This window comes from Salipiger marinus (assembly GCF_035481585.1).
GTDB classification, from domain to species: Bacteria; Pseudomonadota; Alphaproteobacteria; order Rhodobacterales; family Rhodobacteraceae; genus Salipiger; species Salipiger marinus.
In genome coordinates this window covers 23,883-36,928 of the sequence record NZ_JAYKSL010000005.1, presented here as the reverse complement: position 1 = coordinate 36,928, position 13,046 = coordinate 23,883, and the positions used below count along the sequence as shown (strand labels likewise).

The 13,046-nt window shown below is 66.2% G+C and carries 13 protein-coding genes; 9 read left to right on the top strand and 4 right to left on the bottom strand.

Annotation, left to right across the window (positions count from 1 at the left end):
* From VK682_RS08225 to VK682_RS08210, 4 genes are all read right to left on the bottom strand, one after another.
* A partial coding sequence (locus VK682_RS08225) for a TRAP transporter large permease subunit (RefSeq protein ID WP_324781648.1) occupies positions 1–637 on the bottom strand: 637 nt, incomplete at its 3' end.
* Positions 634–1,104, bottom strand: a complete 471-nt coding sequence (locus VK682_RS08220) for a TRAP transporter small permease (protein ID WP_165616859.1) — start codon at positions 1,102–1,104, stop codon at positions 634–636. The genes VK682_RS08220 and VK682_RS08225, both read right to left, overlap by 4 nt.
* 40 nt (positions 1,105–1,144) lie before the next feature.
* Positions 1,145–2,137, bottom strand: coding sequence for a DctP family TRAP transporter solute-binding subunit (locus VK682_RS08215; RefSeq protein ID WP_324781647.1), 993 nt, complete (start codon positions 2,135–2,137; stop codon positions 1,145–1,147).
* A gap of 56 nt (positions 2,138–2,193) precedes the next feature.
* The gene (locus VK682_RS08210; protein WP_230795457.1) at positions 2,194–3,270 is read right to left on the bottom strand and encodes a 4-hydroxythreonine-4-phosphate dehydrogenase PdxA; all 1,077 of its coding nucleotides are present in this window, start codon (positions 3,268–3,270) and stop codon (positions 2,194–2,196) included.
* Positions 3,271–3,426: 156 nt separating this feature from the next.
* Between VK682_RS08210 and VK682_RS08205 the strand changes: the two genes are divergently transcribed.
* From VK682_RS08205 to VK682_RS08165, 9 genes are all read left to right on the top strand, one after another.
* A complete protein-coding gene (locus VK682_RS08205) occupies positions 3,427–4,101 on the top strand; it encodes a GntR family transcriptional regulator (protein WP_230795456.1) in 675 nt (224 codons plus the stop codon).
* A gap of 237 nt (positions 4,102–4,338) precedes the next feature.
* On the top strand, positions 4,339–5,367 hold the full coding sequence (locus tag VK682_RS08200) for a LacI family DNA-binding transcriptional regulator (protein ID WP_089849229.1): 1,029 nt from the start codon (positions 4,339–4,341) through the stop codon (positions 5,365–5,367).
* Between the two features lie 141 nt (positions 5,368–5,508).
* Positions 5,509–6,768 carry an ABC transporter substrate-binding protein gene (locus VK682_RS08195; RefSeq protein ID WP_230795455.1) on the top strand — a complete coding sequence of 420 codons (1,260 nt, stop codon included), beginning with the start codon at positions 5,509–5,511 and terminating at the stop codon, positions 6,766–6,768.
* 65 nt (positions 6,769–6,833) lie between these two features.
* Positions 6,834–7,763 carry a carbohydrate ABC transporter permease gene (locus VK682_RS08190; protein ID WP_230795454.1) on the top strand — a complete coding sequence of 310 codons (930 nt, stop codon included), beginning with the start codon at positions 6,834–6,836 and terminating at the stop codon, positions 7,761–7,763.
* Positions 7,760–8,590, top strand: a complete 831-nt coding sequence (locus VK682_RS08185; protein WP_089849233.1) for a carbohydrate ABC transporter permease — start codon at positions 7,760–7,762, stop codon at positions 8,588–8,590. The genes VK682_RS08190 and VK682_RS08185 overlap by 4 nt, the downstream gene beginning before the upstream one ends.
* A gap of 5 nt (positions 8,591–8,595) precedes the next feature.
* Positions 8,596–10,242, top strand: a complete 1,647-nt coding sequence (locus tag VK682_RS08180; protein WP_230795453.1) for a glycoside hydrolase family 43 protein — start codon at positions 8,596–8,598, stop codon at positions 10,240–10,242.
* A 27-nt stretch (positions 10,243–10,269) separates the two neighbouring features.
* On the top strand, positions 10,270–11,277 hold the full coding sequence (locus tag VK682_RS08175; protein WP_230795452.1) for an ABC transporter ATP-binding protein: 1,008 nt from the start codon (positions 10,270–10,272) through the stop codon (positions 11,275–11,277).
* On the top strand, positions 11,274–12,389 hold the full coding sequence (locus VK682_RS08170) for a Gfo/Idh/MocA family protein (RefSeq protein WP_324781646.1): 1,116 nt from the start codon (positions 11,274–11,276) through the stop codon (positions 12,387–12,389). The genes VK682_RS08175 and VK682_RS08170 overlap by 4 nt, the downstream gene beginning before the upstream one ends.
* Positions 12,386–13,042, top strand: a complete 657-nt coding sequence (locus tag VK682_RS08165) for a ThuA domain-containing protein (protein ID WP_230795450.1) — start codon at positions 12,386–12,388, stop codon at positions 13,040–13,042. Before VK682_RS08170 ends, VK682_RS08165 begins: the two co-directional genes overlap by 4 nt.
* Positions 13,043–13,046: the final 4 nt, after the last annotated feature.

Below are 13,046 nucleotides of genomic sequence, written 5' to 3'. Positions count from 1 at the left end.
CGCGAGCCATGGCGGTGACGGGCTGCCGGGGGCTGCTTTCGAAATCGCGCCGCCGCGCCAGCAGCGCCACCGCCGCCATCAGGCAGAGCCCGATCACCACGCCGGGCAGGATCCCGGCAAGGAACATCGCCCCCACCGACTGCTCTGCCAGCACGGCATAGACGATGATGGGAATGGAGGGCGGGATGATCGGCCCCACGACGGAGCTGCATTGCGTGATGGCGGCGGCAAAGGCGCCGGAATAGCCGCGCGCCTTCATCTCGGGGATCATCACCGAACCGATGGCGGCGGTATCGGCCACGGCGGATCCGGAGATGCCGGAAAAGAACAGGCTGGAGACGATGTTGACCTGCGCCAGCCCGCCGCGGAAGTGCCCCACCAGCGTCTGCGCAAAATCGATGACGCGGCGCGTGATGCCGCCCCGGTTCATGAATTCGCCCGCCAGAAAGAAGAAGCCCACGGCCAGCAGCAGGAACTGGTCCATGCCGTTCATGAACACCTGCCCCACCAGCAGCAGCGGCATTTCGGGGCGCACCACCAGCAGCGTGACCACCGACGCGGCGAGGATGGCAAAGACCAGAGGCACGCCGATCAGCGCCAGCAGCAGCATGGATCCGAAGAGAAGAAGGGTGGTCATTGCGTCTCCGGCGGGGTCGGGGAGGTGAACAGCGCCGAGATCTGCGTGCCTGCCCAAAGCAGCCCGCCCACGACCCCCGCCATCCAGTACCAGGATTTGGAGATGCCGAGCGCGACATAGCGGTCGCGCCCGAAGCTCGCGTCAAGCTGCCACGCGCCCCAGATCAGGAGCGCCAGCAGGGCCAGCACCACGGCGGTGCGCAGCGCCGTCAGCACGCCCTGTCCGCGCGGCCCCAGCCTGCCATCCATGAGGGTGATCCGCATGTGATCGGCATTGGCGGCGGCCACGAGGATCATCCACACATAAAGCAGCCGGATCAGTTCCTCTGACCAGATCAGCGAGGTGCCCAGCAGATAGCGGCTGACCACCTGCGCGATTCCCAGCAGCACCACCGCCAGCAGCAGCAGCGCGGCGGCCCCGTTCACGGCGCGGCGCAGAAGCCTGTCAAGGCGCGCGATCTGGGTCATGGGCGTCTCCCTCCTCCGGAGCGGCCGGTGCGGGCGGGGGTCAGGCGGTTGCGGCGGCGTCCACCTGATCCAGCAGCGCAGCACCGAACTGCTCCACATAGGCGGCGCGGGTCACGTCGCTGACAGCGGAGCGGAAGGCGTCGGTATCAGGGTTTTCCTCGATCTGCAGGCCCGCCGCGCGCATCTCTTCAAGCGCTGCCACATCCTCTTCGTCGTTGAGCTGCCGCTGGAAGGTCGCGGCCTCCAGCGCCGCCTCCTGCAGGGCGGTCTGGAACTCTGGCGACAGGCCGGACCAGCGCCGCGCGTTCACCACCAGCGGCGAGGTGGTATAGGCGTGCCGCGTCAGGCTCATGAACGTCTGCACCTCGTGCAGCTTGTTGGCATAGATGTGGTTGACCGGGTTTTCCTGCCCGTCGATGGCCCCGGTCTGCAGCGCGGAATAGACCTCGCCAAAGGGCATGGGGGTCGGCTGCGCGCCCAGCGTCTCGAAGGCCAGCACATGCGCCGGATTGGGCGTGGTGCGGATTTTCAGCCCCGCCATGTCCTCGGGCGTCACCACGGCGCGGACATTGTTGGTCAGGTTGCGGAAGCCCAGTTCCCAGAAGGCGATGCCCTGCAGCCCCGCCTCCGACATGGAAGACATGAGCGTCTGGCCCACCTCGCCATCCAGCACCGCAAAGGCATGGGCGTCGGACTGGAACAGGAAGGGCAGGTCCAGCAGGTTCAGCGCGGGCAGGCTGGCGGTGAAATAGGGATTGCCGGTGGTCACCATGTCGATGGTGCCAAGCCGGGTGCCTTCCAGCATGGTGGGCGAGGATCCAAGCTCGCCATTGCCATAGACCTCGACCGTCAGCGCGCCGCCGGTCTTTTCCGCCGCAAGCTCCGCCAGACGGGTGGCGGCGGCGCTGACGGAATCGCTGGCCGTGCCGTAATGGGCAAAACGCAGCGCGGTGCCTTGGGCGCGCAGCAGGGCGGGGCTGGCCATCAGCCCGCCGGTCAGGGCGATGCCCTTGGCAAACTCTCGTCTGTTCATGTGTCTCTCCTCCCAAAGATGATGCGCGCCGCCCTCCTCCGGCGGGCGCGGTGATCTCAGACCGGCAGCGCGCCCCAGTCGAGCGCGCGGGCAAACAGTTCGGGCAGCGGTGCGGGGGTGTCGGGCCGGTCGCTGCGCGGATCCATTGCCGCCAGACGGCGGCCCAGCGTCACCGCGTTGCGGGTGGCGCCCAGATTGGCGATGCCCTGCCCCGCGATGTCATAGGCCGTGCCATGGGCGGGCGTGACGATGGGAAAGGGGTAATTGGCGATCAGCGTCACGCCCCGGTCAAAGCCGATCAGCTTCATCGCGATCTGGCCCTGATCGTGGAACATGGTCAGCACCGCATCAAATTCGCCCTTCACCGCGCGCACGAACACCGTATCCGACGGCACCGGCCCGGTGACCGCCAGCTGCCGGGCGCGGGCGCGTTCGATGGCGGGCAGCAGGATGTCCTCGTCTTCGGTGCCGAAGTTGCGGCCATCGCCCGCATGGGGGTTCAGGGCGGCGACACCGATCCGAGGGCGGTCATAGCCTGCATTGCGCATGATCCGGTCGGTCAGGCAGAGGCTGTCAAAAACCCGCGCCTCGGTGATCCGGCCCGCCACTTCCGACAGCGGAATGTGCGAGGTGACGCGGGCATTCCAGACCTCGTCCAGCACGTTGAATTCCCGCCCGCTTTCGGTGGCGCCGATCGTGGCGTCGATGAAGCCGATCTCGTCCACGTAATCGGGCTGCGCGAGCCGCATGGCGTGTTTGTTGAAGGGGGTGAAGAACACCACATCGGCATGACCCGCCGCCGCCACCAGCAGGGCGGCGCGGAAATTCTGCACCGAGGCGCGACCGCCTTCGGCGCTGGAATGGCCCTGCGGCACGGCCCCGGGGTCGCAATTGCCCAGATCCACCAGAAAGCTGCGCTCGGGCAGGGGGCCTGCGGTCTGGTCCGGGCGCAGCACCGGCAGATCCAGCGCAACACCCGCCTCGGCGGCGCCGCGTTCGAGCAGGCGCCGGTCGCCGATCACCATCAGGTCGCCCGTATTGGCCTCGGGGCAGGCCAGCACCCGTGCCGCAAGCTCGGCGCTGATCCCGCCCGCATCCCCGATCGCCATGGCCACTTTAGATCCGCTCGTCATGCTTTTGTCCGTCTTGTCGCTGGTCCGGGCCACCCGCATCGGGGTCGGCCTGTGTGTCGCATTTTGTGTAATGGATAAATTATACAATACACAAGTCTCGCGCCGCCGGAAAAAGCTGCTATATTTGTGTCAGCCCTTATGTTTCAGGAGAAAGACGTGCAGGATCAGATGGATGACCTTGGCGCACCGCTAGCGATCGAAAAGCTCAGCCTGCATGATCAGGTGGCCAGCCGCATCCGCGACATGATCATCGAAGGCTATCTGGAGCCGGGAACCCGAATCGACGAGGTCGTGCTGGCCGGACAGCTGGGCGTGTCGCGCACCCCCTTCCGCGAGGCGCTGCGCACGCTTGCCGCCGAAGGGCTGATCGCCTCGGTCCGCTCCAAGGGCAGCGTGGTGCGCAAGCTCACCCCCGAAGAGGTGCATGGCATGCTGGAACTGCTGGGCCATATCGAGCTTCTGGCCGGGCGGCTGGTCTGCGAACGGGCCAGTGACGCGCAGATCGCCGATCTGCTGGCGCTGCATGACCGGATGCTGGACCGCTGGCGGGCGCGCGACCGGATGCCCTATTACAAGCTCAATCAGGAATTCCATTCGCGGCTTTCCGACTATGCGGGCAACCCCGCGCTGACGGAAACGCAGGCCAACCTGCAGGCGCGGCTGAAGCGCATCCGCTTCATGGGCAACCGCAACGCCGATTACTGGGATGATGCCGTGGCCGAGCACGAGGAAATGGCCGCCGCCCTGCGCCAACGCGATGGCGAGGAACTGGGCCGGGTGATGGCACGGCATCTGGCCAATACATGGGCGCGGGTGCGCGACCGGCTCTAGGCGGCGGCACCCCCGGACCCCGCCCGTCGCAATTCACTTTTCAGTAAGCAGTGTGTGATGTACGTATGTCAGATGCCGTGCCGCGCGGTGTTTTCCGGGCCTGCGCGGGCAGGAGGCCGGGCGGGGCAGGTCAGGGCCTGATCCGGGGCAGGGGGCCAGCCCGCGCCCCATGTCAGTTGTGGGCGTCCCGGCGCTGGTCTAACCGGGAGTGGGACAAGAAGTAAGGAGAGCTGCGATATGTCACGACCGACCGTGCATGATGTGGCGCGCGTGGCCAATGTCAGCCTGTCCACCGTCGACCGGGTTCTGAACGGGCGCGACGGGGTGCGGCAGGCAACGCAGCAGCGGGTCCGCGCCGCGATGAAGCAGCTTGGCTATGAGCGCGACATCATGGCAGCCAACCTGTCGCGCAAGCGGGTCTACCGCATTCATTTCGCCATTCCCGACGGGCCCAACAGCTTCATGCGCAATCTGGCCGCCGAACTGGACAGCCACGCACGCCTTGCGCTGCGCGACCGCACGGAAATCAGCGTGTCGCTGGTACCGCCGTTTGACGGGCGGGCGCTGGCGGCGGATCTGCGCCGCGCCCGCGAGCAGGCGGTGGATGGCGTGGTGATGGTCGCGACGGAATCCGCCGAGGTGCGGCAGGCGGTGTCGGATTTGCGCGGCGCGGGGATTCAGGTGGTGACGCTGATTTCGGATCTCTCCGCCTCGGCGCGCGGGCATTTTGTCGGCATCGACAACGTGTCCGCCGGGCGCACCGCCGCCGGGCTGCTGGGCCGCTTCTGTCAGGGCCGCCCGGGCCGCATCGCGATCATCGCGGGATCCATGCTGGTGCGCGACCATGTGGAGCGCAGGCTGGGCTTTGAACAGGTCATGCATGCGGAATTTCCCGATCTGCAGCTGCTGCCGCCGGTCGAGGGCGGCGACGAGGCGGCGCGGGTCGACGAGCTTCTGACCAACGTACTTCAGGATTGTCGCGACATTGTGGGGATCTACAGCCTTGGCGGCGGCAACCGGGGCCTGCGCGCCGCGCTGGACCGCGCCAAGTCCAGCCCGCGCCCGCTGGTGGTGGTGCACGAACTGACCGACCAGTCGCGCGCCGCGCTGCAGGATGGGGTGTTCGACGCCGTGCTGCAGCAGGATATTCACAAGGAAGTGGCCAGCGCCCTGATCATCATGCGCAACCTGATCGAGGCGGTGCCGGTCGATCCGCGCACCGGCATCATCCACACCGAAATTTTCCTGCGCGACAACCTGCCCTAGGGTCCGGTTCGGAAAAGCGGGATTGCATACCCGCTCTTTCTTGATGTACGTTGGTCAAATCTGAAGTATACGTTAGTCAAAATGGTGCAGAATCACGGTCGAGGAGGATCGGGATTCGGGCTCAATCTGGGAGGATGACCAATGAAACTGTTCGTCAAGACAGCCCTGCTGGCCAGCGCCGCATGGGGCACTGCCGCCATGGCGCAGGAAGAAATCCGCGTGCTGCGGGTGCAGCCCAGCGACCCCGAACAGGCGTTTTATGCCCGCGTCGAGGCCGCTTACGAGGCGCAGAACCCCGATGTGGACGTGGTGTTCGAATATATCGCCAACGAAGCCTACAAGTCGAAGCTGCCGACGCTGCTGCAGTCCGACGCCCGGCCCGACATTTTCTACAGCTGGGCCGGCCAGACGCTGGTCGAACAGGCCGAAGCCGGGTTCCTGAAGGACATCTCGGGCGAGCTGTCCGACGAGGTGCGCAGCACCTTCCCCGACGCGGCGCTGACCGCCTATACCGTGGATGGCGCCCTGCACGGTCTGCCGCTTTACGCCACCGAAGTGGTGTTCTGGGTCAACACCGCGCTGACCGAAGAGGCCGGCGTCGACCATACCGCGATCAAGACATGGGATGACCTGCTGGCTGCGGTGCAGACCATGAAGGATGCAGGCGTGACGCCGATCGTGGTGGGCGGGCAGGACAAATGGCCGCTGCATTTCTACTGGAGCTATCTGGCGCTGCGCGAAGGCGGGGCCGAGGTCGTGACGGCGGCGATGAACGGCGAGGATGGCGGGTTCGAGGCCGAGCCCTTTGTCGCCGCTGGCGAGGAATTCCAGAAGCTGACCGAAATGGAGCCGTTCCAGCCCGGGTTCATGGGCACCACCTACGAGACCGCCAGCGGCATGTTCGCCGATGGCAAGGGCGCGCTGCACCTGATGGGCGACTGGGATTACCTGCCGATGCGGGGCCGTTCGCAAAGCGGCGAAGGCCTGCCCGATGACCAGATGGCGATCATCTCCTTCCCGGCGGTGTCCGATCCGGTGGCAGAGGGCGGCGACAGCGCCACGCTGGGCGGCATGAACGGCTGGGCCGTCACGTCGGACGCGACCGATGGCGCGGTGGATTTCCTGACCTTCCTGCTCAACCGCGATCATCAGGAAGAAGTTGCGCGCGAAGGCATCTTCATCCCGATCGTGAATGGGGCCGGAGAGGCGCTGGAAAACCCGTTCTTCCAGCAGGTTGCGCAGGACATCGCGGCAGCCAGCTATCACCAGATCTTCCTTGACCAGTTCCTTGGCGCCTCGGTCGGGGCCACGGTGAACGACATCTCCGCCGATCTGGCGCAGGGCGTGATCACGCCCGAGGAGGCCGCGGCACAGGTCGAGGAGGCCTGGCAGTTCCGCTAAGCCTTCCCCCGGCGCGTGTCCTTGCGGACGCGCGCCCTTTTTCCCCCGAGACGGAGACGCACTCCATGGAGATGATCGATGCCCGCGCGGCCGCATCGCGGAAACGCGCGCGCCGTCGGCGCGGAATGGGCTCCAGCCGCCTTGCCGCCATCGCGATCCTGCTGCCCCCGGCGCTGATCCTGTTCAGCCTGTTTGTGATCCTGCCGCTGGCGGAATCGGGCTATTACGCCTTTTTCGACTGGAACGGCTACGGCACGCCCGAAGACTATGTCGGCCTGCGCAATTTCGAACAGATCGCCGGGCATTCGGTGTTCCACACCGCCATGGGCAACACGCTGAAGATCGTGGCTGTCTCGCTTTTGATCCAGATGCCGCTGGCGCTGTTTCTGGCGCTGCTGATCTATCGCAAGACGCCGACCAACGCGCTGTTCCGCCTGATCTTTTTCGTTCCCTACATCCTTGCCGAAGTGGCAGCGGGCCTGATCTGGAGCTTCGTGTTCGACGGCAATTATGGCGTCACCGCCTCCCTTGCGCGGTCCATGGGGCAGGAAAGCTTCTTCATCCTTGCTGACCGGGACTGGGCCTTTGTCGCGGTCATGACCGTGATCGTCTGGAAATATTTCGGCTTTCACATGATGATCTACATCGCGGCCCTGCAGGGCGTGCCCGAGGATCTGATCGAGGCTGCCAAGATCGAAGGCGCCAAGCGGCCCCAGATCGTGCGCTATGTGCAGATCCCGCAGATCAAGCCCGCCATCATGGTCAGCGCGTTTTTTGCGATCATCGGCGCGCTGCAGGTGTTTGACGTCATCATCCCGCTGACCAATGGCGGACCGTCGAACCAGACCCATACCATCGTCACCTATCTTTACAGCTTCGGGCTGACCCGGCTGAAGATCGGCTTTGGCAGCGCCGTGGGCGTGCTGCTGTTCCTCGCCGCCATCGTCGTGGCGCTGTTTTACCAGCGCATCTTCATGAAGGGGACCAAGCCATGACCCGCAGCCATTTCTGGCGCAACTTCGCCCGCGTCACGATCCTTTGCGTGGTGGCCAGCTTCGTGCTGGCGCCCATGCTGGCCACGGCGCTTGGCGGGTTCAAAAGCAACGCGGAAATCCGCATGAACGCCTTCGCGCTGCCGCAGCAGTGGGATGCCAGCTTTTACGCCTCGATCCTCGCCGATCCGCGGTTCTGGAGCTATCTGGGCAATTCGCTGCTGATCTCCACCGGGACCGTGGTGCTGACGCTGATCGTCGGATCCGCCGCCGCCTATGTCTTTGCGCAGATCCGCTTCTTCGGCTCGCGGATGCTGTTTTCCTATCTGCTGCTGGGGCTGATGTTCCCCTTCGCCACCGCGATCCTGCCGCTCTTCATCAAGGTGCGCGACATCGGCCTGCTGGACACCTACTGGGCGGTGATCCTGCCGCAGACCGCCTTTGGCCTGTCGCTGGCGATCCTGCTGTTCCGGACCTTCTTCGAACAGCTGCCGAAAGAACTGTTCGAGGCGGCGCGGATCGATGGCTGCGGCTATGTGCGGTTCTTCTGGCAGGTCACGCTGCCGCTCTCCACGCCGATCCTCGCCACCGTGGGCGTCTTCGTCTTCGTGCAGAGTTGGAACAACTTCCTGCTGCCGCTGGTCGTGCTCAACTCGCGCGAAGCCTTCACATGGCCGCTGGGGATGATGCAGTTCCGCGGTGAATACGTGACCGAATGGAACCGCACGCTGGCCTTCGTCACGCTGACGATCCTGCCCGCCATCGTCTTCTTCCTCGCCGCCCAGAAATACATCGTCGCAGGCCTGACCGGCGGCGCCGTCAAGGGATGACCAAAGTGACCGAGATCCGCAATCCGATCCTGCCCGGCTTCAACCCCGATCCGTCGATCGTCCGGGTGGGCGACGACTACTACATCGCCACATCGACCTTCGAATGGTATCCCGGCGTGCAGATCCATCATTCCCGCGATCTGGCGCATTGGCGGCTGGTGTCCCGGCCCCTGACCCGCGCGGCGCAGCTTGACCTGCGCGGCGATCCGGATTCCGGCGGGGTCTGGGCGCCGTGCCTGACCCATGCCGACGGGCAGTTCTGGCTGATCTATACCGATGTCAAACGCCGCGACGGCGCGTGGAAGGACAGCCACAACTATCTTGTCACCGCCCCCAGCATCGATGGGCCGTGGTCCGATCCCGTCTATCTCAACTCCTCGGGGTTCGATCCGTCGCTCTTTCATGACGAGGACGGGCGCAAATGGCTGGTCAACATGATCTGGGATCACCGCCAGCAGGGTGGTGACAAGTTCGGCGGCATCGTCTGTCAGGAATATTCCGTGGCAGAGCAGCGGCTGGTGGGCGAGGTGCGCAACATCTATCGCGGCACCGATCACAAGCTGACCGAGGGGCCGCATCTTTACCGGCGCGACGGCTGGTACTGGCTGCTGACCGCCGAAGGCGGCACCGGCTATGAACATGCCGCGACCATGGCCCGGTCCCGCGATCTGTTCGGCCCCTACGAGACCGATCCGAAAAAGCATCTGCTGACCTCCAAGGACGCGCCAGAGGCACTGCTGCAGCGCGCGGGCCATGCCGATATCGTCGAGACGCAGAATGGCGAGTTCTACCTCGTGCATCTCTGCTCCCGCCCGCTGGAGGAAACGCGCGGCGCAGCCCCCGGCCGGGTCGTGGGCATCCACGAAGAGGATGCGCGCCGCTCGCCGCTGGGCCGGGAAACCGCGATCCAGAAACTGATCTGGCCTGCGGGGGAATTTCCGCGCCTTGCCCATGGCGGCTGCGTGCCGACCGCAACGGCGCCCGCGCCCGACCTGCCCGAACACCGCTTCGCGCCAGAGCCCGCCCGCACCACCTTTGCCCCCGGGGCGCTGCCGCCCGCCTTCCAGTGGCTGCGCAGCCCCGACAGCGCCCGGCTTTTCTCGCTGGAGGCACGGCCCGGCGCGCTGCGGCTTTACGGGCGCGAGGCGCCGGGATCGCATTTCGACCATGCGCTGGTGGCGCGGCGCCAGACCGACATCGACTATTCCGCCGAAACCGAAATCGACTTCGCGCCGGAAACCTACCAGCAGTTTGCGGGCCTGATCGCGTGGTATAACGGGTTCAAGTTCCACTACCTTGCGGTGACGGCGGCGGAGGAGGGGCAGCGCCAGCTGACCGTGCTCAGCTGTCCCGCCGACTGGCCGATGCTGCGGATGGTGCAGCCGCTCGCCGCCCCCGTCGATCTGCCCGCCACCGGGCCGGTCCGGCTGGGCTGCGACGTGGACGGCATGACCCTGCGCTTCCGCTATGCCCTGCCGGGGGCTGACTGGACCGATCTGGGGGTCACGCTCGACCAGTCCGCGATCTCTGACGAGGCGGGCAACGGGCCGGGCAACAACTTCACCGGCGCCTTTGTCGGCATGGCCGCGCATGACACTTCGGGGCGGGGCCATCACGCCGATTTCCTTCATTTCAACTACGAGCCCCGCTGATGACCGGGCGGGCGAGGAGGGCCGAACATGGCTGACGTGCAACTGGCAGGCATCATCAAGACCTTCGGCGCGCTGACGGTGATCCCGGGCCTTGACCTGAAGGTGCCGCATGGATCCTTCACCGTGCTGGTGGGGCCTTCGGGCTGCGGCAAGTCCACGCTTCTGCGGATGATCGCGGGGCTGGAAGATCCGACCGAGGGCGAGATCCGCATCGGCGGGCGCGACGTGACCGATGCGGAACCGTCGGATCGCGGCATCTCGATGGTGTTCCAGTCCTACGCGCTTTATCCGCACATGACGGTGGCGCAGAACATCGATTTCGGGCTGCGGCTGGCCAAGATGCCTGCTGCGGAACGGCGCGAGCGGGTGGCGGAGGCCGCGCGCATCCTGTCGCTTGAGGATTATCTTGACCGCAAGCCGGGCCAGCTTTCGGGCGGGCAGCGCCAGCGCGTCGCCATTGGCCGGTCCATCGTGCGCCATCCCGAGGTGTTCCTGTTCGACGAGCCGCTGTCGAACCTTGACGCCGCCCTGCGCACGCAAATGCGGGTGGAACTGGCGCAGCTGCACCAGTCCATTGGCGCCACGATGATCTACGTCACCCACGATCAGGTGGAGGCGATGACGCTGGCCGACCAGATCGTGGTGATGAAGGCCGGGCGGATCGAACAGGTTGGCGCGCCGATGGAGCTTTATGACCGCCCCGCCACGGAATTTGTCGCAGGCTTCATCGGCTCGCCGCGCATGAACCTGCTGCCGGGCCGTGCCGTGGCCCGCGACGACATCAAGACGGTGGGGATCCGACCCGAACATCTGCGGGTGGAAACCGACGGGCTCTGGCCCGCGCGGGCGCGGGTGGTCGAGACGCTGGGCGCCGACACCATCGCCTATATGGATGCCGAAGGTCTGGGAGAGATCACGGTGCGGCTGCCGGGGCATATGCGGCTCAAGGCGGGCGAGCAGCTGGGGCTGAGCCCGGAACCGGGCGCGCTGCATTATTTTGGAGAGGACGGACAGCGAATGGAGGCCGTGGCATGAGCGGGATCGGAGTGGGCGTCATCGGCTGTGGCGTCATCAGCGACATCTACCTGAAAAACGCGGCGCTGTTCCCGCAGATCAAGATGCGCGCCGTGGCCGATCTGCGCGCCGAGGTGGCAGAGGAAAAAGCCCGGACCTATGGCGTGGAGGCGCTGACGGTCGAGGCGCTGCTAGCGCGCGAGGATATCGGCATCGTGCTGAACCTGACCATTCCCGCCGCCCATGCCGAGATCGGGCATCGCGCGCTGGCGGCAGGCAAGCATGTCTATTCGGAAAAGCCGCTGGCAGGCAGCTTTGACGAGGCGCGCGCGCTCAATGACGCGGCGCAGGCGGCGGGGCTGCGGCTGGGATGCGCGCCCGACACGTTTCTGGGCGGCGCGCATCAGACCGCGCGGGCGCTGGTCGATGCCGGAGAGATCGGGCGCCCCGTGGCGGGCACCGCGACCCTGATGCTGCCCGGCCATGAACGCTGGCATCCGAACCCGGATTTCTACTACAGCGAGCCCGGCGGCGGCCCGATGATGGACATGGGGCCCTATTACATCACCGCGATGCTCAACCTGCTGGGTCCGGTGGCGCGGGTCACCGCCTTCGGGGGCCGGTCGCGCGACAGCCGCGAGATCGCGACCGGGCCACGCGCCGGGCAGAGCGTGCCGGTGGAGGTCGACACCCATCTGGCGGGGGTCATGGAATTTGCGCAGGGCGCGCTGGTGCAGATCGCCACCAGCTTCGACGTGCGCGCCCACAGGCATGGCCCGCTGGAGCTGTATGGCACCACCGGATCCATGACGCTGCCCGATCCCAACCGCTTCGACGGCACGGTGGAGCTGCACCGCGACGGGGCGTGGCAGCCGCAAGAGATGCGCCATGGCCATGGCGACGGCAATTACCGCGGGCTGGGGCTGGCGCAGATGGCCGGGGCCATCGCCTCGGGCGGGCCGCATTGCGCCAGCGGCGATCTGGCGCTGCACGCTTTGGAGGTGATGGAGGCGATGCACCGCTCGGCCCGCGAGGGCCGCGCCATCGAGATGACCACGCGCTGCGAGCGGCCAGCGCCGCTGCTTGCCGAGCGGGGAACCGGAGAAATCGCGCTGCAGGAGGAGGTGGCATGAACCAGAAAGCACTTATATTTTACGGCGGCTGGGAGGGGCACGACCCCGAGGCCTGTGCCGCCGTGGTGGCTGAAATGCTGCGGGACGAAGGGTTTGACGTGCGCTCCGAACCGGGCGTTGCGGTGCTGGGCGAGGCGGATCTGTCCTCGTTCGACCTGATCGTGCCGCTTTGCACGCAGGTCGAGATCGAGAAGGAGCCGCTGGAGCGGCTCTGCGCCGCCATCGCGGCAGGCACCGGGCTTGCGGGCTTTCACGGCGGCATGGGCGACACGTTCCGCGCCGCCCCCGCCTATCAGTTCATGGTGGGCGGGCAATGGGTGGCCCATCCCGGCGACATGATGGATTACCGGGTCGAGATCACCCAGCCGGATCATCCGCTGATGCAGGGCATCGGGGATTTCGACTACCATTCCGAGCAGTATTTCATGCATGTCGATCCCGGCAATGACGTGCTTGCCGTGACCCGCTTTGACGGCACGCATGCGCCATGGGTCAAGGGCACGGTGATGCCGGTGGCATGGACACGCCACCATGGCGAGGGTCGGGTGTTCTACTCCGCCCTTGGCCACAACGCTTCCGAATTCGACGTCCCGCAGATGAAGGAAATCCTTCGCCGCGGGCTGGTCTGGGCCAGCCGGGGCACCGGCAGATGAGAGA